Source organism: Streptomyces sp. NBC_01012 (genome assembly GCF_045162755.1).
Classification (GTDB): domain Bacteria; phylum Actinomycetota; class Actinomycetes; order Streptomycetales; family Streptomycetaceae; genus Streptomyces.
On the sequence record NZ_CP108688.1, the window covers coordinates 5,245,878 to 5,272,278 of the forward strand.

Here is a 26,401-nt window from a genome sequence, read left to right on the forward strand (position 1 = left end):
CCACAGGCCTCAGCGGGATTCCCGGTTTCCGTCCAGCATGGTTCACATCAGTTCGGGCGGACGCACCGGACAGGAATCGGGGGCCGGAAAATGAACGAGACCTTGGTGACGCTGGTGGGAAACGCCGCGACAGCGGTGGACTTCCGGGAGACGGCGACAGGACCGACAGCGAGATTCCGTTTGGCGGTGACGCCCCGGTGGTGGGACAGGGAGCAGCAGGCCTGGACGGACGGCCGCACGACTTTCTACACCGTGTGGGCGCGGCGAACACTCGCGGGGAATCTGTCCGGTTCGGTCTCGGTGGGAGAACCACTGGTCGTGCACGGTCGTCTGAAGGTGCGCGAGGAGGAACGGGACGGGGTGTGGAGGACCTCCGTGGACATCGACGCCCTGGCGGTGGGGCACGACCTGACCAGGGGAACGGCGGCGTTCCGGCGGGTGGCCAGAGCCGACCCGACCCTGACGGCGCCTACGCATCGTCAGAAACCGGCCACGGAAATGACACCGGTGTCCTGAAGGGGAGGGGGCTCGCCGAACAGAGCGATAACGATTACGAGTCGGAATGCTTATCTGACGGCATGACGGGGGATTCCCCTCGACTCGCTCCTTACGATTCCTCAGTACTCATGCGGCACTTGAGTCTGCTGGCGAGACACCTCCCCCACGCGCCTCATGCGTGAAGGTCTCGCCCGGAGGGGAATTCTGTGTTTTCTGTGTCTTCAGCATCCACTTCGTCGTCGACCGCGGCGACGGAGGGCTCCATAGGGAGCCGGAGCCGGAGCGGGAGTAGGGGTCATCGACTCGGGGTGGCCGGAGCGGGGCGGGGCCGTGGCCTCGTCAGAGTGGCAGCCGCGGTGCTGGTCACCGGACTGGCCGCCGCGGGAACCCTCGTCGGTGCGACCGCCGCCACGGCGGACGAGACGGGTCAGCACCAGGGCGGGGCGACCGCCGTGCTGGACGGGCTGAAGACGTACGACACCGCTGTTCTGCGCACCGGCGGCCAGGGCGGTGAGGCGGCGACGAAGCAGGAGCTGCCCGCCGGGCTCTTCGAGCTGGGCGTCGACGGCGGCGGTCAGCTGAAGACGTACTGCATCGACATCCACAACCCCACCCAGGACCGGGCGAAATACCTGGAGACCCCCTGGGACCAGACCTCGCTCGGCTCCAACGGGAACGCCGGCAAGATCCGCTGGATCCTGCAGCACTCCTACCCGCAGGTCGACGACCTCGCTCAGCTGGCCGACGCGTCAGGCGCGGGGACGCTCACCGCCAGGACGGCGGCGGCCGGCACCCAGGTCGCGATCTGGCGCTTCTCGGACGACGCCGATGTCGAGGCCAAGGACAAGCACGCGGAGAAGCTGGCCGACTGGCTCCAGGCGACGGCCCAGAGCGTCGCCGAGCCCAAGGCCTCCGTGGCGCTGGAGCCCGCCGCGGTCTCCGGCAAGGCAGGTGAGCGGGTCGGCCCGGTCACCGTGCGCACCGACGCGGGCCAGGTCTCGGTGACTCCTCCGGTGGACGCAGCCGCGGGCGGGGTCAAGGTCACGGACAAGGACGGCAAGCCCGTCACCGAGGCGGCCGACGGCACCGGCCTCTACTTCGACATCCCGGAGGACGCCGCGGACGGCTCCGCCTCGCTGACCGTCCAGGCCACCACGTCCGTACCCGTCGGCCGGGTCTTCGCCGGGCTCACCAAGAGCCAGACCATGATCCTCGCCGGCTCCAGCGAGTCCACGGTCACCGCGACGGCGAGTGCCACGTGGGCGGAGAAGGGTGCGGTCCCCGCGCTCACCGCGCGGAAGAACTGCGCCAAGGGCGGCGTGGACATCACGGCGAGCAACAAGGGCGACGAGGCGTTCACCTTCGAGCTGGCCGGCGCCGAGCACACCATCGCGGCGGGTGAGACCCGCACGGTGACGATCCCGGTCGCCGAGGACCAGGCGTACGACTTCACGATCACCGGCCCCGGCGGTTTCAGCAAGAACTTCAAGGGCGTCCTGGACTGCGAGACCGCGGGCGCCCCCGGCCCGGGTGACGAGATCACCACCCAGAGTGGCTCCGAGCCCGTGCCCGCGCAGACCGGCAGCAGCTCCACCGGCACCGAGGGCGGCCTCGCCGAGACCGGTGGCTCCAGTGCCACCCCGATCATCGCGGGTGTCGCCATCGCTCTCGTCGTCCTCGGCGGCGGCGCGGTCTTCCTGCTCCGCAGGAAGAAGCCCCAGGACAGCGGTGAGTGACCGCGTGGTGAGTGACTGAGCACCGGCGGCAGCGCGCGAAGGCGCCGGTGGGGAGCCCGGTACGGACATCCGTACCGGGCTCCTGGCGTTCCGGGAGCGGCTCCGGGACGGGCGCCGGAGCGTTCCGGGGACCGGACGGTTTCCGTCCGGGCGCGGACGTCAGGCAAGATGGGTGTATCTGCCCACACCTCTATTGCTGCCGGACGGTTTCTCTTGGCTGAGTTCATCTACACCATGCGCAAGACGCGCAAGGCGCACGGCGACAAGGTGATTCTCGATGACGTCACCCTGAACTTCCTGCCCGGCGCGAAGATCGGTGTCGTGGGGCCCAACGGCGCCGGTAAGTCCACGGTGCTGAAGATCATGGCGGGCCTGGAGCAGCCGTCCAACGGCGACGCGTTCATCACGCCCGGCTTCAGCGTCGGCATCCTCATGCAGGAGCCGGAGCTCGACGAGAGCAAGACCGTCCTGGAGAACGTCCAGGACGGCGCCGCCGAGACCATGGGCAAGCTGAAGCGCTTCAACGAGGTCGCCGAGCTCATGGCGACGGACTACTCCGACGCGCTCATGGACGAGATGGGCAAGCTTCAGGAGGACCTGGACCACGCCAACGCCTGGGACCTCGACGCCCAGTTGGAGCAGGCCATGGACGCCCTGGGCTGCCCGCCCGGCGACTGGCCCGTCAACAACCTCTCCGGCGGCGAGAAGCGCCGTGTGGCGCTCTGCAAGCTGCTGATCGAGGCCCCGGACCTGCTCCTCCTCGACGAGCCCACCAACCACCTCGACGCCGAGTCGGTGAACTGGCTGGAGCAGCACCTCTCGAAGTACGCGGGCTGCGTCATCGCCGTCACTCACGACCGGTACTTCCTGAACAACGTCGCCGAGTGGATCCTCGAACTCGACCGTGGCCGCGCCATCGCGTACGAGGGCAACTACTCCACCTACCTCGACAAGAAGGCCGCCCGCCTCAAGGTCGAGGGCCGCAAGGACGAGAAGCGTCAGAAGCGGCTCAAGGAAGAGCTGGAGTGGGTCCGCTCCAACGCCAAGGGCCGGCAGACCAAGTCCAAGTCGCGTCTCGCGCGTTACGAGGAGATGGCGGCCGAGGCGGACAAGATGCGGAAGCTGGACTTCGAGGAGATCCAGATCCCGCCGGGCCCGCGGCTCGGTTCCATCGTCGTCGAGGTCGAGAACCTCTCCAAGGCCTTCGGCGACAAGGTCCTCATCGACGACCTGTCGTTCACGCTCCCGCGCAACGGCATCGTCGGCGTCATCGGTCCGAACGGCGCGGGCAAGACCACGCTGTTCAAGATGATCCAGGGCCTGGAGACCCCCGACTCCGGCGCCATCAAGGTCGGCGACACGGTCAAGATCTCCTACGTCGACCAGTCCCGCGCCAACATCGACCCGAAGAAGACCCTCTGGGCCGTCGTGTCGGACGAGCTGGACTACATCAACGTCGGCCAGGTCGAGATGCCCTCGCGGGCCTACGTCTCCGCGTTCGGCTTCAAGGGCCCGGACCAGCAGAAGCCGGCCGGTGTGCTCTCCGGTGGTGAGCGCAACCGCCTCAACCTGGCGCTGACGCTCAAGGAGGGCGGCAACCTGCTGCTCCTCGACGAGCCCACCAACGACCTCGACGTCGAGACCCTCTCCTCGCTGGAGAACGCGCTGCTGGAGTTCCCGGGTGCCGCTGTGGTCATCTCCCACGACCGCTGGTTCCTGGACCGCGTCGCCACGCACATCCTGGCGTACGAGGGCGACTCCAGGTGGTACTGGTTCGAGGGCAACTTCGAGTCGTACGAGAAGAACAAGATCGAGCGTCTCGGCGCGGACGCGGCCCGCCCGCACCGTGCCACGTACAAGAAGCTCACGCGAGGCTGATCGAGTTGGCCCGTCATATCTACAGCTGCCCCCTGCGCTGGTCGGACATGGACGCCTTCGGCCACGTGAACAACGTGGTCTTCCTCCGCTATCTGGAGGAGGCGCGCATCGACTTCATGTTCCGGCTGGCGCCGGGGGACGGCTCGCCGTCCTTCGCCGGCGGCTCCGTCGTGGCCCGGCACGAGATCGACTACGTGCGCCCGCTGGTCCACCGGCACGCGCCGGTGACCATCGAGTCCTGGGTCACGAAGATCACCGCGGCGTCCCTGACGATCGCCTACGAGGTCAAGGACCCCGAGCAGGTGTACGTACGGGCGTCGACGGTCGTCGTGCCCTACAACCTGGCCGAGGAGCGGCCCCGGCGGATCACCGCCGAGGAGAGGCTCTTCCTCCAGGAGTACTTCGACCAGGAGCCCGCCGTCGCATGACAGTGCCTGTACGGTCGCCGCGGTTCGCCGACGCGAGGGAGGCGGCGGATCTCGCCGCCTTCCTCGGCAGGCTGCTGCACTACGACCGTGCCGCCGCCGTCCGCCTCCAGGCGGGCGGCGGCGCGCTGGCCGTCTTCGGGCGGCCACCGTCGTTCGAGGTGCTCGCCATCCGTACGGCCCGGCTGTCCGGGTCCCACGACTTCGACGTCACGGTGTCCGCCGGTGAGCTTCTCGAAGCCCTGGACACGGACGGGACCGACGAAGCGGCCGGTGTGAGCGCCCTGCCCGAGCCGGTCACCGGGCCCCCGTGGGCCGGGATGCTGCCGCCGCGCGGTGGCTGGCAGGAACACCCCGGGCTGCCCGGCCCCGCCGACCTGCGCACGCAGCTCGCCGACGCCGTGGCCGAATTCCGGGCCCGTGACGCCGCGTTGCCCGAGGACCGGCGCACCCGGGCGGAACGCGACCTGATCGGCCGAGACATCTGGTCCAGGACGGTCGGCGGCACGGAGCTTCCGCTGCGTGCCGTCCACGCCGCCCAGTCCCTGGGCTTCCTGCGCCCCGCACCCGACCTCCCCGTGGCGCTGCTCACGGCGGGCGCCTGGCTGCGGCTGCGCACCCCGTTCGGGTCGATCGCTCTGCGGGGCACGGGCGGCGGCGGCCTCGGCACGCTCGCCGTGACGGTCGGCAGGGCCTGACCCGGGCCGTCCCTCAGGACGGCAGGGCCTGACCCCGGCCGTCAGGATCTACTCCTTCGGAGCGTCGGGCCACACCCCGATGTGGTCCTGCTCCAGCTCCAGCATCACCCGGTGCTCCATCCCCAGCGCCTCCGTGTAGTCGGCGGGCAGTTGCAGCCGGCCCGCCCGGTCGAGCATCGCGTACTCCCGCGCCACCTGGGACTCCTGGCCCGTCGCCTCGTCCACCTCGGTGCGCCTCAGCACCTCGGAGGACGTACGGCCGTCGCGGATCGCCACCGTGCGGCGCACCTCGCTCGCCACCGCCTGGTCGTGGGTGACGATGACGATCGTCGTGCCGAGCTCCTCGTTGGCCCGGCGGAACGCGGCGAACACCTGCTCACCCGTCGCGGAGTCCAGCTCACCGGTCGGTTCGTCGGCGAGCAGCACCGAGGGGTTGTTGGCCAGGGCCACCGCGATGGCCACCCGCTGCTGCTGGCCGCCCGACATCTGGGCGGGACGGCGGTCGCGGCAGTCCGCGACATCCAGCATCTCCAGCAACGACTCGGCCCGCGCGGCCCGTTCGCGGTTCCGGCCGCCGCCGCTCAGCTGCATGGGCAGCGTGATGTTCTGTACGGCGGTCAGATACGACAGCAGATTGCGGGAGGTCTGCTGCCAGACGAAGCCGACGACCTCGCGGCGGTAGCGCAGCCGCTCCTTCTGGCCCATCGCGAGCAGATCGCGGCCCGCCACCTTCGCCGACCCGGCCGTGGGGATGTCCAGGCCCGCGAGGACGTTCATCAGGGTCGACTTCCCGCTGCCCGAAGCGCCGACCAGAGCCATCAACTCGCCCTCGGTGACCAGCAGGTCGAGCCCCTGGAGCGCCTGCACCTCCACCCCGTCCGTGGAGAAGATGCGCACGAGGCGGTCGCAGGCGATCAGGGCGTCGTGCCCGTACGAGGGCCGGTCGCGTTGTGCCGCGGCCCGTCGTTCGAGCTCCGCCAGGGTGGTCTCTGTCGATGATGTCACCGGGTGTCTCCTGCCCTGAGTTCCTTGATCGATCCTCGGCGGCTCGCCCACCACGCCTGGACGCCGGCCACGGCGGCGGCCAGGACGACCACACCGGCCGCCGGGAGCGCAAGCGACCACGGGTCGGCCCGTAGCGCGGCGTCGTACGGCGTCGTGGGGTCGCCGCCGGCCAGAGCCAGCGCGCCCAGATCGAGGCCGGGGGCCAGCAGGGCGATGGCCGCCCAGCCGACGGCGAGCCCGCCGAGCGCGGCCAGCAGCGCCTGCGGCATCGCCTCGAACGCGAGCAGCCGCCTGCCCTGCCGCGTCGTGAGCCCCATGGTGCGCAGCCTGGCCAGGAGTGTGGTGCGCTCCGGGGCGGTCTGCAGCAGGGACAGCAGCAGGGCGAGCAGCGCGTATCCGGCGCCCGCCACGACAGCCGCCGCGTAGATCTGTTCGGCGCCCGACTGCATCGGGGTGTCCACGAACCTCTCGCGCTCCGCCGAGCGCAGCGCCACCTCGACGCCGGGACCCGCCTTGCGCGCGGCGGCCCGCAACGGCCGGCCGTCGAGCGAGGACCCGGTGACCAACAGCGTCGTGGGATCCGGCCGGGCGAGCCGCTGCGCGTCGACGATCAGGAACTCCGCGTCGCTCACCGCCGAGGTGCGCGTGAGCACCCCGGCGACCCGCACCTCGATGTCGCCGGCCTGCGAGCGGACGGTGTACGGCCGCTTCCCGAGCCGCTCGGCGACGGCGGGCGAGACGATCGCCGGAAGGACCTTGTCCTGCCCCGGCCCGCTCTTCAGCGACGCCACGGGGAAGGCCGGGAGGCCGGTGCCGCGCGCCAGCGCCGCGTACGACTCGGGTTCGACGCCCAGCAGCGTCGCGCGCTCCGTGTCCGACGTGACGTCGCCGGCGGCGGCCAGCGGCGTCCGGTACTCGATGCGCACGGAGGCGACGTCCTCGACGCCGTCCACCGCCCGCACCTGGCGGACGAAGCCGTCGGTGAGCGGGGAGGTGGCCCGGCCCTCCGCGCTGATCCGGGCGTCCGCGCCGACGGCCCCCAGTGCCGCTTCGTCGCGGGCGTCCGCGACTCCGGCGAGCACCGAGCCGCCGAACGCCGCGGTGGTCAGCGCGATCAGCAGGGCGAGCAGCGGCAGCGTGCCGCCGGACGAGGCCCGCCCCGCGCGGGCCAGCGAGAGGAAGCCGATCGCTCCGCGCAGCCGCGCCACCGGGCGGGCCGCCAGCCGCAGCGGCAGCGGATACAGCCGTACGAGAACCAGCGCGGCGATCAGCCCCACCAGGACGGGTGCGGCACTGACCAGCAGATCGGCGTCCGAGCCCGTCGTCGTGCCACGGCGGCGCAGCGCCGCGACGGCGCCGACGGCCAGGACGAGCAGGGTCAGCTCGGCGACCGTACGGCCGCGGGTGGGTCTGGCGTCCACCAGGTCGTCGCGGGCGCCGTGCAGCAGGGGTCTGCGGTGTTGCAGGGCCGTACGCAGCGGAAGCGCCAGGCAGACGAGCACCCCGACGGCCGCGGCGCTCAGCACGGCGGGCAGGAGGCGGGCCTCGCGTACCAGGAGGACGGCCGCCAGCAGCCCGAGCGCGGCGGCGGGCAGCACGGCCACCGCCGTCTCGGCGAGCAGCCGCCCCCCGATGCCCCGCAGCGAGCCGCCGCGGGAGCGCAGCAGGGCCAGCTCGTGGTGGCGGCGCGCGCCGATCAGGCCGCCGGTCATCAGCAGGACGACGGCCGCCACCGCGCCGATGCCCACGGCGGCCACGGCGACGACGGGGCCGATGGCGGTACGCAGCTGCGTGTAGGAGTCGAGGAGCGCGTCCAGGTCCGTGGTGAGCTCGGTGTTGGGGCCCGACACCTCGCGCAGCTTCAGCAGCTCGGGGCCGTTCTCCAGCGAGGCCACGGCGTCCTTCAGCCGGGGGGCGTCGGCCGCGGTGAGCCCGGAGGGGTCGGGCGCGATGCGCCAGTACAGCTCGGGTTCGCCCGTCGTCTCCAGCAGTACGGGGCCGGTGTTCGGAGCCAGGAGCAGCGTCCCCGTCCAGTAGAAGATGGGCTCGGCCGAGGCGGGGTCGGGGATCAGGGACGCGGCGCGGTAGCGGGGGTCGACCGACCAGTAGCCGCTCTCCGGGTGCAGCGGGGTGACCAGGCCCGTGATGCGTACGGTCAGCGGCTTTCCGTTCTGCGTGGGCACCCGGAGCGTGGAGCCCAGCTTCATCTTCAGGTCCGCCGCGGTCTCCTCGGTGACCGCCGCCTCCACCTCACCGGTCGTCGACGTCACCTTGCCGTGGGCGACGGGCCAGCGGCCGGCCGCCAGTTCGCTGTGCTCGTCCAGTGCCGCGGGGACGGCGTAGTGCAGTCGCGGAGGCAGCGCGTCGGGGCGGGGCAGCCAGGGCTCGTCCGCCGTGATCGGCTTCGTGGTGCCCACCCCGTAGGAGGACAGCGGGACATCGGCCCGTACGGGGTCGGGCAGTGCCTTCACCAGCGCGCGCCCGGCCTCGGCACGCGGCGCCTCCCGCATGACCTGCTCGCGCGCGGCGCGGGGCACCGCGAGCGAGGGCGGGGGCGTGGACACATCGAGCACGCTCAGCCCCGGCCGCGCGGTGGTGACCTCGTGGCGCAGCGCCTTCGTCTCGTACGCGTCCACGGAACGCGGGAACGCGGCGGCGAGGAACGCGGTCACGAACACCAGGACCGCGAGGGCGGCGGTGACACCGGGGGCGGTGCGCAGCCGGGTACGCACCCAAGGGGCGCAGGCGGCCGGGATCTTGGCGGCGTTCATATCAGTTGTCCCCCTGGTGGCGCAGCGACACCGCGGGGTCGGCCCGGCGCAGTGTGATCGCGGCGACGAACAGCAGCGGCAGCGCGGCGACCGAGGCGAGCAGGACCGCGACCTGTCCGGCCGGCAGCAGGACCAGCACATCCGGCACCGGCCTGGTGGCCTGCCCGGTCAGCACGACCAGCGGTACGACGGCCCGGGTGAGCACCGCCCCGAGGGCGAACCCGATCAGCAGCGCGAGGGCGATCAGGACGCCCTGCTCGGCGGCGGCCATCCGGGCCAGCCTGCGGCGGGACGCGCCCAGCGCCCGCAGCACGGCGAATTCCGCGGCCCGTTCGCGCCCCGAGCCCACGAGGCCGACCGCGAATCCGACGGCGGCGAGCGCGGCGGACACCACAGCGACCGCCAGCAGCGCGGACTGCGGCCCCGCACCCAGCGGGTCGTCCGCCAGCTCCCGCGCCACCTCGTCACGCACCCGCACCTGTGCGGGATCGGTGCCGGGCAGTGCGCGCAGCTCCGCCGCCACCTCCGGGCCGCCGCCGGGCGCGGTGCTCAGCCACCACTCGGTGGGCGCGAGGCTTGCGCCCGCCCGGTGGGCCAGCACCTCCGACACCGCCCGCAGATCCAGCAGCAGACTGCCGCCCGGCTTCAGGGACGCCTCGGCCGATACGTCGTCGGCCACGCCGGCCGCCGCCTCGGGTCCGGTGGCCGGGAGCTGCCGCACCGACTTCACCAGCTTCACCCGGACCGTGTTGCCGCCCAGCGTGAGGTCGACCTCCTGCCCCGTCCTCGCCCCCGCGTACTTCAGATACGCGTCGGTGGCCACCGCCTTCAGCACGGGGGCGGCGGGGCGGGCCGCGGTGATCCGCAGGGTGTTGACCGGGACGTCGTAGTAGGTGTCGGTGGACGGGACCCGGCCGGTCGCGTAACGGAAGGACGGTGACGCACCGGAGCCCTTCACCGCCTGAGGTTTCTCTCCTGGCCGTTCGTCCCCGGCCGTGGAGGTGGTCACCCCGGCCTGCCAGCGCACCCCGTCCGAAGCGGGGACCCGCTGTTCGTCGCCGCCGGTGGTGAGTGCCCTGAGCCCGGTCACGGAGGCCAGACGCGTCTCGCCGCGGCCTTCGGGCACGTCACTGTCCAGCTCGAAGCCGGTCACCGCGAGCCGGCCTGCCGCCGACACCGGGAAGGACGCGGTGTGCGGGCGTCCGTCGACGGGCACGGTGCCGGCCCCGATCCGGTACCCGATGCCGTAGCGGTCCTCGAGGAGCACGCTGACCAGCGCCGTCGCACCGGGTGTCGCCTTCCCGCCGGGCGCCGAGGTGTCACGGATCCGCAGATCGAACCGCACCGTTTCGCTGCCCTCGGGCAGGACGACCCCGGTCCGCTCGGTCCGCGGCGGGGCTATCGCGTCGAACAGCTGTTGCGGGGAGCTGTCGGAGAGATCGTCACGCATCAGCATCCGCTCGTCCGCGTGCGCGGTGTCCAGGGCCAGTACCTCGGCCGACCGGCCGGCGGACAGATCGGCCGTCGTACGGAACGCCGGAGCCGCCTCCCGTACGCCCGGCAGATCCGTGTAGGGGGCGGCCTTCGCCGGGTCGCCCGACAGGGTGCCCACCATGCGCACCGACGCGCCGGACCTGAAGTCCGCCTGGTCACCCTGCGAACGGTCCCAGGACGCGCTCTGGCCGATGGCCAGCATGCCCATCGCGACCGACAGGACGAGCAGCAGCACAGGACCCGCGCCCCGCAGCGGCCGACGGCTGAACTGCCAGCCCGCCAGGGCGGCGAAGAGCCCCCGGCCGCCCGCCGCACGGCGCTCGGCGAGCCGGGCCGCGGGCGGCAGCAGACGCAGCGTCAGGACCGTGCCGGCGAGCAGGGCGAGCGCGGGCGCGGCGACCAGCAGCGGGTCGATGCCGAGCCGGCCCTGCCGGTCCCCGCTGAGCGCACCGCCGCCCGACGCCCCGGTCTGCCGGTCCAGCTGCCAGTACGCCACCGCGGCGACCAGCAGCAGCGCGATGTCGGCGCCCGCGCGCACCGGCGTGGGCAGCGCAGCCGCCCGGCCACCCCGGCGGGCCCCCGCACCCTGGGCCAGTGCCGGCGCGACCACGGCGAGGGCGCACGCCAGCGCGACGGCGCCCGCCACCAGCCAGACCGTGCCGTCCGCACCGCCGTCGAGCCGCAGCCCGATCCGGCCGAGCTCGCTACGGGCCGCCAGCAGCCGGGTCAGCGGACCGGCGAGCAGCGGCGCGACGACGGCGGCCGGTATCGCGAGCAGCAGCGCCTCGATCGCGGCCAGCGAGACGATCCGGCCCCTGGATCCGCCCCTGGCCCGCAGCAGTTCGGTCTCGCCGCCACGCCCGCTGCTCAGCAGCCGGGCCACGAGCAGCAGCGCGTATCCGGCGAGCAGCACCAACTGCACGGCGACGATCATGATCGTGGAGCGGGACACCAGCAGCGCCCGCTCGATCTGGTCGATGACGGTGGGCAGCGAGGTCCGCACCGTGGCCCCGGCCCCGAAGACCGGGGAATCGGACAGTTCCTTCGGCCCGTCCGTCGACGCCCGGTGCAGGGCCTCGGTCCTGCCGGTCGTCACCGTACGGAAGTCGGCGGCGGCCAGCCAGGACACCGCACCGGCGCTGACCCGGTCCGAGGCGAGGACCGCGGGGTCGGCCAGCAGCGGCCCGTAGGTGGTGAAGACGACCTTGCGGGCGCCGCGCCCGCCGAGCGGATCCAGCTGCCAGTACGGGTCCTGGAGGTCGGACGCCTCGTACAGGCCGGTGATCTCCACCGGCAGCGGCGTCTCCTTCAGCCGGTCGGTGAGGGTGAGACGGGAGCCCGGCTTCAGCTTCAGCACCTCGGCGGCGGCGCGCGGCAGCGCCACCTGCACGCGCTCCTTCGCGTCCCCCGCACCGGCGTCCGGCAACCGCCCCGACGTGAGGCGGATCCGGCTGCGGTCGAGCGAGGCCAGCTGCGTCAGATCGGGCTCGTCGCGCCGCGCGGCCGGCACCTGGAGGTCACGCGGCAGGGCGTAGGGCCCCGAGCTCTCCAGCTTCCGTACGGTCGTCGGCAGCCCGTCGAAGGTGTCCCGGGCGGCCCGGCGCACCAGGGCGTCGGCCTCGTCCCGCTGCTCGCGGTCCACATCGGCGGAGACGAGTAGGGAGGCCTGTGCGGCCGAGCGGTGGGTGAGCGTGTGCCGCAGGGCCGCGTCGCCCATGGAGCCCGAGAAGGCGGTGAGCGCGGCCAGCACACAGGTGGTGAGGAGCACGGCCAGGACGGCTGCGGCGAGGAGGAGCCGGTGCGCGCGCACCCGCAGAAGAACGAACCCCGTCACCTGATCCCCCGAACCTCAGCAGCCACACGCCCCCCGGCGTGTACCGGATGCTTTCAGAGTGCACGGGCTCCTGGAAACCGCTTGTGCGCGCACTTGATGGGATCGTGACCGTTATGCGGCGGTGGAGCACCGGATTCCGCACGGGGCCGGGAGACGGGGCTCGGGGTGCTGGACTCAGCCCGCTGTGTTGATCATCGAGGCGGCCGCGTAGGTGAGGTAGTCCCACAACTGCCGCTCGTGCTCGGGGGAGAGCTCCAGCTCGTCGAGGGCGACCCGCATATGGCCGAGCCAGGCGTCGTGCGCCGCCCTGTCCACCTGGAACGGTGCGTGCCGCATCCGCAGCCGGGGATGGCCCCGCTGGTCGCTGTAGGTGCGCGGCCCGCCCCAGTACTGGATGAGGAACAGCGCGAACCGTTCCTCGGCGGGGCCGAGATCGGCCTCCGGGTACATCGGCCGCAGCAGCGGGTCGTCCGCGACGCCCTGGTAGAAGCGGTGGACCAGGCGCCGGAAGGTCTCCTCGCCGCCGACCTGCTCGTAGAAGGTCTGCTCCTGAAGCGTGTCGCGCGGAATCTCTGTCACCCGTCCATCGTCGCAGACGCACCGGCCGAGGTCAGGAGTCCTAGGACTCCCGGCCTCGGCCGGTGCGTGAGCGGTCAGTCGCGGCGGACGGTGATCGTCGTCCAGGCACCCACGTGCACCTGGTCGCCGTCCTGGAGCGGGACGGGGACGTAGGGCTGGATCGGGTCCTCGGCGCCGTTCAGCGTGGTGCCGTTGGTGGAGTTCTGGTCGACGACCGCCCAGGTGCCGTCCGGCTGCTGCACCAGCACGGCGTGCTGGTGCGAGACCCCCGGGTCCTCCGGCGGTACGGCGAGGTCGACGTCGGGGGACTCACCTGTGCTGTGCCGGCGGCGGCCGATGGTGATCTGGCTGCCGGTGAGCGGAAGGCGCTGCTCCGGGGAGTACGCGGGCAGGTTGAGCCCCGTCGCCTCGGGGCCGCTGCGCTGCATCATCGCCAGGAAGTAGTCACGGTCGGGGCCGATGACGGCCGTCCAGCTGCCGGGACCCTGGGCAGGTCCGCCCTGCCCCGGACCCTGACCCGGACCCGGGCCCTGGCCGGGGAACTGCTGCTGCGGAGGCTGGGATGCCTGCTGCGGCTGCGACGCCTGAGGTGCCTGGGGTGTCTGGGGCGCCAGGGGTGCCTGTTGCGGCTGCGGGCCCTCCTGGAAGGCCTGCGGGTGCTGCTGCTGCCGTGAGGGCGGCGGCAGCATCCAGTCGTCGTCCTCGCCGGTCCGCGGCTGAGGTGACGTGGGCGCGGGCGGTGCGGACTGCTGCTGGAAGGACGGCGGGGGAGGCGGCCCCTGCCGCTGCGGCTCGAACGGCGACGGCGGACCGCCCTGCGGGCCGGGACCCTGCTGCTGTCCCGGACCCTGTCCTGGGCCTTGCGGCCCGGGACCCTGCGGGTTCTGCCCCTGCGGTCCCTGGGACTCGAACGGGGACGGCGACTGCTGCTGGAACGACGGCGGAGGCGGCGGCCCCTGCTGGAAGGAGGGCGGGGGTGGCGGCGGACCCGGACGGCTGCCCTGCTCGGGCGAGAGCGGCTCGGCCCCCCGGTTCACCTGCGAAGGCCTGGAGCCCTGGTATTCGAAGGAGTCCCGCTGCTGCTGCGGCGGAGGGCCCTGCTGCGCCTGGAAGCCGGGCGGCAGGTTCAGGCCGGGCGCAGGACCGCCTGCGCCGCCTCCCGGGCCGCCCTGCGGGGCCAGCGGGGTGTACGACGTCGCCGTGTTGGTGAGGAAGTTCCAGCGGCACTCCTCGCAGTACGGCGCCATCGCCTCACGCGGCGTACGGCACTGCGGGCAGAGCTCGGCCTGGGCGGTCGGATCCCCGGAGCCGGGCCCCGGGTAGCCGTATCCGGGAGCGGGCGGCGGGGGAGGCGGCGGCGGGACCGCGCCCGCGGGCGCGCCCGTCCCGGCCATGCGGTGTCCGCAGACCTCGCACCAGTCCTCGGAACCCGACTGGTGTCCGTTCGGGCAGGTCGGCATGTCGGCGCTTCCCCCTCTCCTCGTCCGGCCCGGAGGCCGCCATGCGTGTCGCTACTTCTTGACGCGAACTGTCTTGGTCGAGCGCGTTTCGAGCGTCATCTCGTCCGCTTCCGCGACCCTCGCTTTCAGTCGCACAGTACCGGTCGCCGCGTCGACAACGTCGACCACCTTCGAAAGCAGTTTCGCAGTATCCGCATTTCCGGAGGCCGACGCGAGCTGCACGGCACGGCCCAGTTTGGCTGTCGCGCCGTCCGAGTCACCCGATTTACGCGCGTCGAGGCCCTGCTGGATGACTTGTGCCAGTTCCGCCTGTCCTGTGTAGTGCGCGACCTGCGGGTTGATCGAGGTGGACGCGGCCATGTCGTCCGTCCACACCGCCCGTACGAGACCCTGGGAGAGGGTCTGCGGGGTGCCGCCGCCGGACGGTGGCGGCAGGACCAGCGAGACCCGGGCGGCCAGCATCTCCTGGCCGACTCCGGCCTCCGGAACCCTGACACACACGTGGTAGTCCCGGGACTCGTCGCCCCAGGAGCCGGTCGGATAGTCACCGGCGCGTGGCCCCGCCTCGGTGCGGCGGCCGGTCAGTTCGGCGACCGTGGGAGCGACCTGCTTGACGAAGACGATCTCCACACCGACGGGTGTCCAGAGCCGCAGGACCACGTCCGCGACCTCCTTGCCCATCGCGTTCTCCATCATCTGCGTGAAGTCCGCGGCGAGGCCCGAGGGATCGGCGACGATGTCCGCGGTGCCGAGCAGCGCGGAGGCGATCGCTGTGACTTCTTTCACCTCCCAGTCGGTGCCGACGCCTCTCGCGTCACAGGTGAATCTGCCCGCACAGGAATCCAGAGCGGCCCGCAGATCCTCCGGGGACTCGTGCTCGTTGCGCCCGTCGGTGAGGAGGATGCCGTGCCGTATGTCCACATCGGCGGCCCCGAGCAGCCGGTCGGCCAGCCGCAGCCAGGTCCCGATCGCGGTGCCCCCGCCCGCGCTCAGCCGGCGCAGGGACTCCTTCGCCCGGGCCTTGGTCCCCGGGTCGGCCTTCGCCAGCTGCCCGTTGCCCGGGTACACGTCCTTGGCCACGTGCGTCCCCGCGACCACGGCGAACAGCGTGCCGTCACGCAGGGTGTCGATGGCCGCCGCCGTCGCGTCGCGCGCGTTGCGCATCTTCGTCGGCGGGTAGTCCATCGAGCCCGAACAGTCGACCATGAGCACCACGGCGGCGTTCGTCGACTGCACAGGGGTCCCGGCGTCCACCGGGGCACGGCCGGCCAGGGGTACGCCACCGGTCGTCCCCCCGCCCGTGGACGTGACGGTGACGATCGCGTTGACGTCGCGGCCACCCTCGGGCAGATATTCGTTCTGGTACACCTCGACGGAGAACTGCGGCACGCTGGACTTGGAGAAGTTGGCCATCTGATCGGCTCCTTGAGGCTCCACGTATGTCAGACGAAGACAGGTGTGCGGACAGAGTTCAGGGCGTAGGAAGCGGGCACGGCGCACGGGACGCGCACGGTGCGGGGACAAGGCGCGAGGCCGCCCGGTGCGCGGACGCACCGGGCCGGGTTCAGGCCGATCCTGCCCCTGGAGCCGTCACGGCGAACGGCAGCAGCGCCACTGTTACGTTGTCGTGGCCCCCGCCGTCGAGCGCGTGACCGACCAGCACCTGGGCGCCGTGCAGCGGCCGCTCAAAGGCGTCGGGCGGCACGGCGGCGGCCATCTGGGCCGGGGCCTCCGCGTAGTTCCACAGGCCGTCGGTGCAGACCACCACCAGGCCGGGGCGGTCCGGTTTGAAGGACGAGGTGTGCGGCTCCAGTTCGTACGCGTCGGCGCCGAGCCAGCCCGTGATGGCGTGGGCGCGCTCGTCGGCGTACGCCTCCGCCTCGTTCATCAGGCCGGTCGCCACCATCTGCGCGGCCCAGGAGTCGTCCTCCGTGAGCCGGGCCGGTGCGTGGGCGCGGTCCTCGGGGACCCAGTAGACGCGGCTGTCGCCGACCCAGCCCACGACCAGCAGACCGCCCGCCATGATCGCGCCGACCAGGGTGCAGGCCGGGGCGTTCTGATGGCGGTGCTGGTCGTGCTCCAGGGCCTGACCCGGCTCCTGTGCCAGGGCGTTGACGGCCTCGGACGCGGCCAGGATCGCCTCGTGCATCGCCTGCTGCGGATGCGTCCCCTGCGGCAGGGACTCCAGCAGCGACTCGTTGGCGGCGCCCGCCGCGGCGGCCGACGCCTCGTCGGGCCGGGTCGCCGACGAGACACCGTCGCACACGATGGCGACGACGGCCGGTGAACCGTCCGGCAGGGCGGTGGAGGACACGGCGAACGCGTCCTCGTTGCGGTGGTGGCGCAGGCCACGGTCGCTGACCGCGGCCACCGAGCCGAGCTCCTGCTCCATGTGGTCGCGCTCGCGGGGCTGGGCGTGGCCGCAGTTCTCGCAGTAGCCGTCGGTGTCCACACGGCCCGAGCGGCAGGCCACACAGACCTTGCCGCCGGCCGGTGCGGCGCCCGCGGCGGCGTGCTCCGCGGCACGGGGATCGGGGGCGGCCAGCTCGAAGTCGCCCGTGCCGCCCTGGTCGGCGCCCTCCGGGGCGTCCGGCTCGTCGTGGCGCACCGCGGGACCGTCCTCGGCCGGCAGGGGCGTGCCACCCGAGTCCACGCCCGGCAGGTCGGCCGGGCGGTGCGTGGGCGCCGGCAGGTCGGAGCTGTCCGTCTCGGAGGCGGGCGGCCACTCCACCGGGCCCTGCGCGGGCACCGTGATGGCGACCGTCGGACGGTCACCGGGCGGCGTCGGCACGGCCGAGAGGTCGTAACCGCAGGCGCCGCAGAACAGGTCGCCCGACTCCAGCGGTTCCTCACAGCTGGGGCACCCCGGCAAGGAGGCCTTCTGGTGGATCTGTGACATCTTCACACCCAGGTCCGGGGGCGGAGACGGTTGGCCCGCTCCACCAGTTCGATCCTCTCGTCGCCCCGCTGCGCGAGCCGGGCGAGTATCCGGTACGAGCGCTCCAGGCCGAACCTGAGGCCCCGCTCGTCCAGTTCGCTGCCCAGCACCGTCCTCGGGCCCGCGGCTGCGGGAGAGGGCTGGGCCGGCGGCTGAGCCGTGGGACTACCGGAGAGTACCCAGTCGAGTGCGGTGCCCAGTACCTCGGTCGACAGCTGCTCGCGTCTCACCGCGTCAAGACCGTAGTCCTGGAGTGCGGTCACCTGGTCGGCGGCGGCCGACAGATCGTCGATCAGCGGATCGTGCGGGGCCCGCTCACGGAGCCTGGCCCGCACCGCGGCGACCCTGGCCGCCGTGTAGTGGATCGACGACTCGGGCACGGACTCCAGGGTGCGCACCGCCCCGGGTCTGTCGCCCGCGGCGATCTGCACCCGGGCAAGGCCGAAGGCCGAGCTGACGAAGCTCGGGTCGGTCGCCCACACCAGGCGGTAGTACTCCGCGGCGTTGTCCAGCTGCCCCAGCACCTCGGCGCAGACACCCAGCGCGAGCTTCGGCGCGGGCTCGCCGGGGAAGGCGTCGTAGACCGCGTCGAAGGAGAGTGCGGCGTTCTGGTTGTCACCGGTCACCAGCGAGGTGATTCCCCGGTACCAGACGACCCGCCAGTCGTCCGGGTGCTGGGTCTCCAGCGTCGTCAGTGCCCGCACGGCGGAGTCGAGTTCGCTCATCTCAAGACGGGCCCGCAGCTCCCGCAGCCGGGTCTCCAGCGAAGCGGCGGGCACCGAGTGCAGGGCGGCGATCAGCTCCAGGGGCGCCGAGGCCATCACCCCGGCGAGGAAACCGGCGTTGGGGTCGTTCGGGTCGACCCGGGGGACCGGCAGGGCCAGCGAGGTGGCCCGGGCGTCGAACGCGGCGAGCCTGGGCACGCCCACCTGGTACCCGGCCGGGAGCACCCCTGGCACCCCCGGCACCGGGGACGCCGTACGCGGTGCGGGAACGCTCGCCGCGGGCTGCGGGTACTGCTGCGGGTGGGCCACCGCGCCGCCCGCGCCCAGGGGGGCCGGGCTACCGGTGCTGCCCCGCACATGGGTGTCGGGTGCGTGCAGCGGACCGGCGCCGATCCCGGCCGCCTGCGGTGCGGGCGGGAGGGTGGGCGCGGTCCCCGGGGCGGGGGCCGGGCGCGGCGTGGCCGCCGCCCCGCGCCGGCGCGCGAGGCGGCCTGTGCCGCCCGACGGCGCCGTCCGGACACCGAGCCCCGACACCTCGCCGGTCAGCTCGGCGAACAACGCCGTGTCCGTGACCCGCATCTCCGTGCCGAACAGGGTCGACAGCGCCGGGCGCGGACGCCCCGTCTGGAGCGCGACGACCTCCCGCAGCACTCCCGTCAGCTGTTCGGCCATCTCGGACGCCGAGGAGAAGCGGCGGGCCGGATCCGGGTCCGTGGCCCGCACGAGCAGCCGGTAGAAGGACTCGTACTTCCGGAAGACCTCGATGTTGTCCGGGTCGGGAAGCGAGTCCACGAAGACGTTCGTGTACCCCTGGAAGTCGAAGGTCAGCACGGCGAGCGTCCGCGCGACCGTGTAGAGGTCGGAGGCGACGGACGGGCCGACCTCGGCCACCTCGGGCGCCTGGTAGCCGACGGTGCCGTAGATGGCGGACTCGTCGTCGTCCATCCTGCGGACCGCGCCCATGTCGATGAGCTTGAGCTGGTCCTCGGTCTGGATGGCGTTGTCGACCTTGAAGTCGCAGTACAGCACGTTGCGGCCGTGCAGATGGCCGAGCGCCTCCAGCGCCTCGATCCCGTACGCGCAGGCCTGCTCGACCGGCAGCGGATCCCGCTTCCCGTCCGGTGCGCGGCGCTCGTTGGCGATCTCCTTGAGGGACTTCCCGCCGACGTACTCCATCACGATGTAGCCGTCGAGCGACCCGGTGCGCTGGTCGAGATGTTCCACGAAGTTGTAGATGCGGACGATGTTGGAGTGCTCGATCTCCGCGAGGAAGCGCCGCTCGGAGATGGCCGCCGCCATGGCGTCCTGGTCCCCGGTGTCCAGCAGGCCCTTGAGGACCACCCAGCGGTCGGAGACCGCCCGGTCCACGGCGAGATAGACCCAGCCGAGCCCGCCGTGCGCCAGGCAGCCCACCACCTCGTACTGCCCGTGCACGATGTCGCCGCTGTTCAGCTTGGGCACGAAGGAGTAGGGGTGCCCGCACTTGGTGCAGAACCCCTCGGTGCGGCCCGGCTGCTGCCCACGGGCCCGGCCCACCGGCGCACCGCAGTCGGAGCGCGAGCAGAATCGCTTCCGCTCGGGGACCTCGGGGTTCTCCATGACCGCGGTGTTCGGGTCGGGGCGCGGCACGTCGGGGACGAGCACCAGGCCCGCGCCCAGCCTGCCGCGACCCGAGGTGGAACCCGTCGAGACGCCCGACGAGCGCACCGAGACCGAGCGGGACTCGGAACTGCCCGTCAGGGCACGGGAGAGCCGTCCGGAGACCGAACGCCGTGAGGTCGACGAGCGGGACGAGGAGCGGGCCGACGCCTGCGAACCGGTCCGCTGCGACGTGCTGCCGCTTCCCCGGCTGCCGGCCGATCTGCCGCCGCCCGCGATGCCGGTGGGCGGTGAACTCACCATGCCCGTCGGCGACACCACCGGCGCGAGGCCGCAGGTGTCGCAGTACAGCTCGCCGCCGCCCATGTCCTCGTAGGAGCCCTCGCACGTGGGGCGCTGGCACTGCGTCGTAGTCATGATGTCTCCCCCTGTCCGCCGTGCTCGCCCCGAAGGCGCGGTGTCAGCAGATCCGTGGCGGCCCGCTGGTAGCGCAGGACCGCCTGTTCGGCGACGCGCAGATCGCACGGCGCGCTCCACAGCATCCGGCGGGCCGCGTCGTACCGTTCGATGAGGACCGGGTCCTCGGCCAGGCCGTGCCGGGCCACCTTCGCCTTGTACGCGTCCAGTCTGCCGCGCAGCTCCGCGCGGACCGCGAGCGGTGCGGTGACGGACGTCAGCGATTCCCTGGCGCGCAGCAGTTCGTCCTCGGCCTCCCGCTCCAGCGAGTCCAGCAGCGGCGAGAGCCGGTTCCACTGGGCGTGCCTGCGGTAGTCGGACGCGGCGGCCAGGCGCTCCTGGAGGGCGGTCGGCGGGCCGCTGACCGCCGGCACCTCGGAGGCGGCGATCTTCGCCAGCACCTCGCCGCGCGCGGAACGCGCCTCCGCGAGCGTACGGTCCGCGCGTGACAGCACGTCACGCAGCTGGACCAGGCGCTGTTCGGCGTCCTGCCGGACGTCGAGCACCGCCTCGATCTCCCGTCGTACGTCATCGAGGGCGCGGGCCGCCCGGTCGTAGCGCGCGGTGTCGGGGCGCCCGCCACCGGGTGCCGCGCTGCCGGGGCCGGGCAGCCAGAACGCCAGCGGGTCCGAGATCACCTGCACGCGCAGGGTGGTCAGCTCCTCGGTGATCGACTCCAGGTCGTCCCCGGCGGGGTGCTCACCGGGGCGTACGCCGACGGAGTGCGCCAGGGAACGCGTACGGCGCAGCTCGGCGGCGAGCAGGTCTATCCGGGCCGGCAGCGCCGACCACACGGAGTCGGCGGCGACCACCATGTCCAGCGAGCGGGCGTACAGGTCGTTCATCCGGGCGACCAGCTCCTCCAGCGTGAACCGCTCGGAGAGCCTGGCCGGACCACCGGTGGAGGGCCCCGGGCTGACCGCACCCGGGTTCGCGACGGTCACGCTGTCACCGCGCAGGATGTCCGTGAGCGCCGCCAGGTCGTCCTTGCCGGGGTAGCGGCGCCCGGCCCGGATCTCCCGGGCCCTGGCGAGCGTGCCGGCGTAGGCGTCGAAGTACCCCCAGAGCAGGGTGACCGACTGCTCGGTAGCGGCCCAGCGTTCCTTGGTGACGCCGGTCAGGTCGGCGCCCTCCAGGAGCCGGCGGCCCGCGTGGTCCTGCAGGGCGAGGAGCGAGGTCTCGATGGCCTCGTGCTCCGCGCCGAGCCGGGCCAGCGCACGGTCCGCCTCGTCCCGGTCCATGACCGGGCCGGGGGGCCTCCCCGCGAAACCGGGGAAGGATCCCGCCACGCCCATCGATCACCTCTCCGTATCGGCCGCCGGACCCGAGGGCCCGGACAGGTTCAGTTGCTGCGGTACTTGGGAGCGGGCGGCCCCTTGATGCCGGGCAGCCCCTCGGCGAGCCACGTCCGGTACGACTTCATCCAGGGGCTGTTCGCGCCGCCCTGGCGGTACTCGACCAGCACCTGGTTGACCCGGGCGACCAGGTCGTCGGCGCCCAGCTTCGCGGCGACGCCGTAGTACTCGGTGGTGAACGGCCCGTCGCCCTTGAGCTCCACCGCCGGGTCCTGGGCCGCTTGGCCCGCCGCCAGGGCGTTGTCGGTGACCACCGCGTCGACCTCGCCGAGCTGCAGCCGCACCAGGCAGTCCAGCTGGTTGGGGACGGTCAGCTGGTCCTCGTCCAGATCGGTGCCGTCGTGCTTGTCCTCGAAGATCGCGCCGAAGGACTTCGCCTTCAGTGCGTCGTACGCCGTCGAACCCTCCGCCGTGCAGACCCGCTTGCCCTTGAGCGACTCGTCGTAGCCGTCGATCCTGGACTCCTTCGGGGCCAGGACCTGCTGACCCGCCTGGAAGTAGGCCGTGGAGAAGGAGACCTGCTCCGCGCGCTCGCAGTTGATCGTCATCGTGCGCACGACGACGTCGACCTGGTCGTGCTCCAGCGCGGCGATGCGCTGGTTGGTGGGAATGGCACGGAAGATCACCGCGTCACGGTCGCCGAGGATGTTCTGCGCGATGGCCCGCACCAGATCGATGTCGAAGCCTTCGATCGTGCCCGACCCCGCCTCGGGGTTGCGGTAACCCCACCGGAAGCTGTTCTGGTCGATGCCGGCTATCAGCTTCCCGCGCTTCTTGATCTTCTCGATGCTCGGGCCGTCGGCGTTCGACGGCTCCAGGCTGGCCTCCGGGTCCTTGCACTCGGCGGCCTTGGCGGGCACGGCTGAGGTGGAGCCGGGGCCGGTGGCAGGACCGGCCGTTGACCCCTCGCTGTGCGCCAGCGGCAGCAGGGTGAGCGAGGCCGTGACGGCGCAGGCCACCGCCATGCCCGTCACACCGCCCCAGCCACGCAGCCCGCCGCGCGCGGCCCCGTCCTTCGCCCTGGTCATCGCTCGTCCCCTCACCGGTACTCCGAGAGCCTGCGGTTGACCCCGACGATCGCGGCGGCCGCACCCAGTACGGCGAGGACGGCGGCACCGACCGGCAGTCCGCCCAGCGCTCCGCGCCCGTCCTTGGCCGCCGTGTCGAACTCGTCCTGCTCATGGGCGAGTGCCGTCTTCAGCGCGTCGTCGACCTTCCCGAAGGACTCACCCGTGGAGTTCTTCGGGTCGATGATCTGCAGCAGCGCACTGTCGTAGTCGCCCCGGTCGTCCGTCTGCCGGGCCAGCTTGTGACGGTCCTGCCACTCGGACACGCTGGTCATGGCGGCCTCCAACGGCTCGCTCCCCAGGGAGTCGTCACCGGCGAGCTTCTTCGCGGTGGTGAGCTGCGCGCCGAGCGCCTTCATCCCCGTGCTGTAGTCGGTCTCGTACTTGTCCTGCGTGCCGTCCGCGGTGAGGACCGCGCCCCGGGCGACCAGCGTGAGGTTCTCGTTGGCGCGTGCCTTCAGCGAGTTGATCCTGGCCTTGTTGAGGACGTCGAGCGACTCCTGGCCGTGCACCATCGCCCCGTGCAGCTCCGTCCTGGCCACCGTGTGCCCGACGGCCAGCCACAGCAGCAGCACCGTGGCCGCGGCCGTCGCCGCCAGCAGGCCGTGGTTGAAGACGCGGTTCGTGCGCCGGTAGTTGCGCCGCTGCATCCACACCAGTGCGGCCAGCACCACGACTCCGGCGGCCAGCGAGACGAAGGGCCACTTCTGCGCGTCGGCCGAGTCGGTGCCGAGCCGACCGGTCTCCGCGGTGTACAAGCGCTCGGCCGCGGGGAGGATGTCGTTGGACATCTTCTGGTTGGCGTACCTGAGGTAGGCGCCGCCGAGCGGCAGCCCCTGCCGGTTGTTGGCCCTGGCCCGCTCGATCAGGCCGGTGTACTCGGGGAGCAGCTGGCCCAGTGTGGTGATCTCCTCGCGCGACGAGGTCGACTCGTCGGCGCTCGCCGCGGCCGTCACCAGCAGCCGGGAGGCCTCCTTGATGTCCTCCTCGTACTTGTCGTGCACGTCCTTGGGCTCCTGGGCCCCGGCCAGGAAGCCGCTCGCCGCCATCGTGTCCGCGTCGGCCAGCGAGCGGTAGATGCTCGCGGCGTCCGCGCTCAGCGGCTGACTGCGGGTCACCACGGCGTCGGCGGACGAGGCCCGCGCGGAGATCTCCAGGAAGGTCACCCCTCCGAACACCACGACCAGCAGAGCCAGGGCGGCGCCGATGATGCGCAGCCTGCCCGGCTCGGTCGTCGCCGCGGCGCGCAGCCGCTCGACAGCCACGGACGGGACACCACGGCGCTGCGCGGGTACGGTCACGGGCGCGGACGACTGGTCCGGCCCGGGCTCCCGCAGCGCGGTCCCGTTCGGCGGGTATGTCACTCGACCTCCCCCTCGGTCATGACGACGGCCCGGGCCCCCGGCCGATCGGGGGGCTACTGGTCCTGGCCAGAAGTATGGCCCCGGGGGACTCAAATCCACCAGGAATGCCCGGATCCCGCACCGTCCCCCGTATTCGATCAGGATGAGCGCACGCGATCAAGGCGGTCGGTCCGGTGGGCCCTTCGGCAGACTGATCTCCCCCTCATGAACACGTGCGAGGCAGCTGATCGGTTCCCGCGCACGAGGGGCGTCCCGCGCGGCACGGCCACGGGACGCCCGGAGGGTGCCGGTTCTCAGGCGTACCGCGCCCGCAGCCTGTCGTACGTCGCCGGGGCGGCGCCCGTGCGGTCCAGGCCCAGGAGCGCGGCGCCCAGGACCGGCGGCGCGGAGACGACCCGGACCACCGCCTTGGGGGCGCGTGCGGCCAGGAGCTCCGCGATCCGGTCGTCCAGGGCGGGGTGACGGGCCGCCAGCACGCTGCCCCCCAGCACCACAGGCACCTCCTCCTCCAGCAGATCCAGCCGGGTCAGCGCGACGGACGCCATCGCCACGACCTCGTCGCCGAGCCGGTCCACCAGGGCGCGCGCGACAGGGTCGCCGGCCGCCCCCGTGGCGAACAGCACCGGGGTCAGCTCGTGCCGACGGGCGTAGGGGATGTGTCCCCGGTGCAGGGCCTCGATCAGCGCGTACATCGAGTCGAGCCCGAAGTGGCCCGGCAGGGTACGCACCAGTTCGGTCGGCTCACCGCGGCCGTCCTCGGCCCGCGCCGCGAACCACATCGCCTCCTCGGCGAGCCCCGAACCGCCGCCCCAGTCACCGGAGATCCGGCCGATCGCGGGGAAGCGGGCCGTCGCACCGTCCGGCCGCATGCCGACGCAGTTGATCCCCGCTCCGCACACCACGGCCACGCCCAGCGGCTCGTCGACGCCCGCGCGCAGTATCGCGAAGGTGTCGTTGCGCACCTCCACCGTGCCGCTCCAGCCCCTGGCCAGCAGTGCGTCCGTCAACTCCCGTTCCTCCACCGGGAGATCCGCGTTGGACAGACAGGCCGACACATGGTCGACGCCGGCCGCCCCGGCCTCGGCGAGTGCGGGCAGCACCGCGTCGGCCAGTCCGTCCACGGCGGCCTCGACCCCGACGGCCGGCGGCTGGAAACCGCCACCGCGCGCGGTGGCCAACACACTGCCGTCGGTGCCGATCACGGCCACGTCGGTCTTGCTGTTGCCCGCGTCGATCGCGAGCACATGTGCGGTCAGGCCCACGCCAGGTGCTCCCGGTTGTGCGCGATCAGCTTGTCGGTGAGCGCATCGGCGTACTCGAACTGGCCGATCAGAGGATGTGCCAGCAGGGCGTCGAACACCCGGTCGCGGCCGCCGTGCAGCGCGGCCCCGAGGGCCAGGTCCTCGTACGCGGTGACGTGCCCGATCAGCCCGGAGTACAGCGGGTCGAGCGCGGGCACGGCGAGCGGCGTCGCGCCGCTGCGGTCGACCCGGGCCTGGACCTCGATCACCGCGTCGTCCGGCAGGAACGGCAGCGTGCCGTTGTTGTACGTGTTGACCACCTGCACCGGTGAGCCGTTCCCGCCCAGGAGCGAGGCCGCGAGGTCCACGGCGGCCTCCGAGTAGAAGGCGCCGCCGCGCTTGCCCAGCAGCGCGGGCTTCTCGTCGAGCGCCGGATCGCCGTACATCGCCAGGAGTTCCTTCTCCATCGCGGCGACCTCGGCCGCCCGGGACGGCTTCGTGCCGAGCTCCCGTACGACCTCGTCGTGCGCGTAGAAGTACCGCAGGTAGTAGGACGGGACGACGCCGAGCCGGTCGACGAGCTGCCGCGGCATGCGCAGATCGCCCGCGATGGTGTCGCCGTGCTCCGCCAGCAGCTTCGGCAGGAGGTTCTCTCCGTCGGGGCCGCCCAGGCGCACACCGAGCTCCCAGGTCAGATGGTTGAGCCCGACGTGGTCGAGGTGCACCTCGCCCGGTGTGACGTCGAGCAGCGCGGCGAACTTGCGCTGGAAGCCGATCGCCACGTTGCACAGGCCGACGGCCTTGTGCCCGGCCTGGAGCAGCGCCCGGGTGACGATCCCGACCGGGTTGGTGAAGTCGATGATCCAGGCGTCGGGGTTGGTGCGGCGTACCCGCTCGGCGATGTCGAGGACGACCGGGACCGTGCGCAGCGCCTTGGCGAGGCCGCCGGCCCCGGTGGTCTCCTGGCCGACGCAGCCGCACTCCAGCGGCCAGGTCTCGTCCTGGTTGCGGGCGGCCTGCCCGCCGACACGGAGCTGGAGCAGCACCGCGTCGGCGCCGGCGACCCCGGCGTCCAGGTCGGAGGTCGTGACGATCCGGCCGGGGTGGCCCTGCTTGGCGAAGATCCGCCGCGCCAGGCCGCCGACCAGATCGAGCCGGTCGGCCGCCGGGTCGACGAGCACGAGCTCCTCGACCGGCAGGGTGTCCCGCAACCGCGCGAAACCGTCGATCAGTTCGGGGGTGTAGGTGGACCCGCCGCCAACTACTGCGAGCTTCATG

At 72.6% G+C, this 26,401-nt stretch carries 18 protein-coding genes; 5 read left to right on the forward strand and 13 right to left on the reverse strand.

Annotated elements, in window-relative coordinates; genetic code table 11:
* The first annotated feature begins 90 nt into the window (after nucleotides 1-90).
* The 5 genes from OG623_RS23530 to OG623_RS23550 all read left to right on the forward strand — a co-directional run bounded on the left by OG623_RS23530 (nucleotide 91) and on the right by OG623_RS23550 (nucleotide 5,235).
* Nucleotides 91-516: a single-stranded DNA-binding protein gene (locus OG623_RS23530; protein WP_406149044.1), complete on the forward strand. Its 426-nt coding sequence runs from the start codon at nucleotides 91-93 to the stop codon at nucleotides 514-516.
* 245 nt (nucleotides 517-761) lie between these two features.
* Entirely contained in the window at nucleotides 762-2,234 is a 1,473-nt protein-coding gene (locus OG623_RS23535; protein ID WP_406151972.1) for a Cys-Gln thioester bond-forming surface protein, read from the forward strand.
* Between the two features lie 213 nt (nucleotides 2,235-2,447).
* Complete coding sequence (ettA, locus tag OG623_RS23540; protein ID WP_406149045.1) at nucleotides 2,448-4,112, forward strand: energy-dependent translational throttle protein EttA; 1,665 nt, start codon at nucleotides 2,448-2,450, stop codon at nucleotides 4,110-4,112.
* Between the two features lie 5 nt (nucleotides 4,113-4,117).
* Nucleotides 4,118-4,540 (forward strand): acyl-CoA thioesterase, encoded by a 423-nt coding sequence (locus OG623_RS23545; RefSeq protein ID WP_406149046.1) that lies wholly within the window; start codon nucleotides 4,118-4,120, stop codon nucleotides 4,538-4,540.
* Nucleotides 4,537-5,235 (forward strand): hypothetical protein, encoded by a 699-nt coding sequence (locus OG623_RS23550; protein WP_406149047.1) that lies wholly within the window; start codon nucleotides 4,537-4,539, stop codon nucleotides 5,233-5,235. Before OG623_RS23545 ends, OG623_RS23550 begins: the two co-directional genes overlap by 4 nt.
* 48 nt (nucleotides 5,236-5,283) lie before the next feature.
* Here OG623_RS23550 and OG623_RS23555 read toward each other — a convergent pair whose 3' ends face one another.
* The 13 genes from OG623_RS23555 to OG623_RS23615 all read right to left on the reverse strand — a co-directional run bounded on the left by OG623_RS23555 (nucleotide 5,284) and on the right by OG623_RS23615 (nucleotide 26,400).
* Nucleotides 5,284-6,240: an ABC transporter ATP-binding protein gene (locus OG623_RS23555; protein WP_406149048.1), complete on the reverse strand. Its 957-nt coding sequence runs from the start codon at nucleotides 6,238-6,240 to the stop codon at nucleotides 5,284-5,286.
* Entirely contained in the window at nucleotides 6,237-9,011 is a 2,775-nt protein-coding gene (locus OG623_RS23560) for an FtsX-like permease family protein (RefSeq protein ID WP_406149049.1), read from the reverse strand. The genes OG623_RS23555 and OG623_RS23560 overlap by 4 nt, the downstream gene beginning before the upstream one ends.
* A 1-nt stretch (nucleotide 9,012) precedes the next feature.
* Complete coding sequence (locus OG623_RS23565; RefSeq protein WP_406149050.1) at nucleotides 9,013-12,339, reverse strand: FtsX-like permease family protein; 3,327 nt, start codon at nucleotides 12,337-12,339, stop codon at nucleotides 9,013-9,015.
* A 174-nt stretch (nucleotides 12,340-12,513) separates the two neighbouring features.
* Nucleotides 12,514-12,918, reverse strand: a complete 405-nt coding sequence (locus OG623_RS23570) for a globin (RefSeq protein ID WP_406149052.1) — start codon at nucleotides 12,916-12,918, stop codon at nucleotides 12,514-12,516.
* A gap of 74 nt (nucleotides 12,919-12,992) precedes the next feature.
* Nucleotides 12,993-14,378: an FHA domain-containing protein gene (locus OG623_RS23575; RefSeq protein WP_406149053.1), complete on the reverse strand. Its 1,386-nt coding sequence runs from the start codon at nucleotides 14,376-14,378 to the stop codon at nucleotides 12,993-12,995.
* A 51-nt stretch (nucleotides 14,379-14,429) separates the two neighbouring features.
* Nucleotides 14,430-15,791 (reverse strand): vWA domain-containing protein, encoded by a 1,362-nt coding sequence (locus OG623_RS23580; protein ID WP_406149055.1) that lies wholly within the window; start codon nucleotides 15,789-15,791, stop codon nucleotides 14,430-14,432.
* 151 nt (nucleotides 15,792-15,942) lie between these two features.
* The gene (locus OG623_RS23585) at nucleotides 15,943-17,277 is read right to left on the reverse strand and encodes a PP2C family serine/threonine-protein phosphatase (protein WP_406149056.1); all 1,335 of its coding nucleotides are present in this window, start codon (nucleotides 17,275-17,277) and stop codon (nucleotides 15,943-15,945) included.
* Between the two features lie 2 nt (nucleotides 17,278-17,279).
* Nucleotides 17,280-20,057, reverse strand: a complete 2,778-nt coding sequence (locus tag OG623_RS23590; RefSeq protein ID WP_406149057.1) for a tetratricopeptide repeat protein — start codon at nucleotides 20,055-20,057, stop codon at nucleotides 17,280-17,282.
* Complete coding sequence (locus OG623_RS23595) at nucleotides 20,054-21,391, reverse strand: hypothetical protein (RefSeq protein ID WP_406149059.1); 1,338 nt, start codon at nucleotides 21,389-21,391, stop codon at nucleotides 20,054-20,056. The genes OG623_RS23590 and OG623_RS23595 overlap by 4 nt, the downstream gene beginning before the upstream one ends.
* Nucleotides 21,392-21,438: 47 nt before the next feature.
* Complete coding sequence (locus tag OG623_RS23600) at nucleotides 21,439-22,479, reverse strand: glutamate ABC transporter substrate-binding protein (RefSeq protein ID WP_406149060.1); 1,041 nt, start codon at nucleotides 22,477-22,479, stop codon at nucleotides 21,439-21,441.
* Nucleotides 22,480-22,490: 11 nt separating this feature from the next.
* Nucleotides 22,491-23,882: a hypothetical protein gene (locus OG623_RS23605; protein ID WP_406149062.1), complete on the reverse strand. Its 1,392-nt coding sequence runs from the start codon at nucleotides 23,880-23,882 to the stop codon at nucleotides 22,491-22,493.
* A 293-nt stretch (nucleotides 23,883-24,175) separates the two neighbouring features.
* A complete protein-coding gene (locus tag OG623_RS23610; RefSeq protein ID WP_406149063.1) occupies nucleotides 24,176-25,144 on the reverse strand; it encodes an N-acetylglucosamine kinase in 969 nt (322 codons plus the stop codon).
* Nucleotides 25,135-26,400, reverse strand: a complete 1,266-nt coding sequence (locus OG623_RS23615; protein ID WP_406149065.1) for a 6-phospho-beta-glucosidase — start codon at nucleotides 26,398-26,400, stop codon at nucleotides 25,135-25,137. Before OG623_RS23615 ends, OG623_RS23610 begins: the two co-directional genes overlap by 10 nt.
* Nucleotide 26,401: the final 1 nt, after the last annotated feature.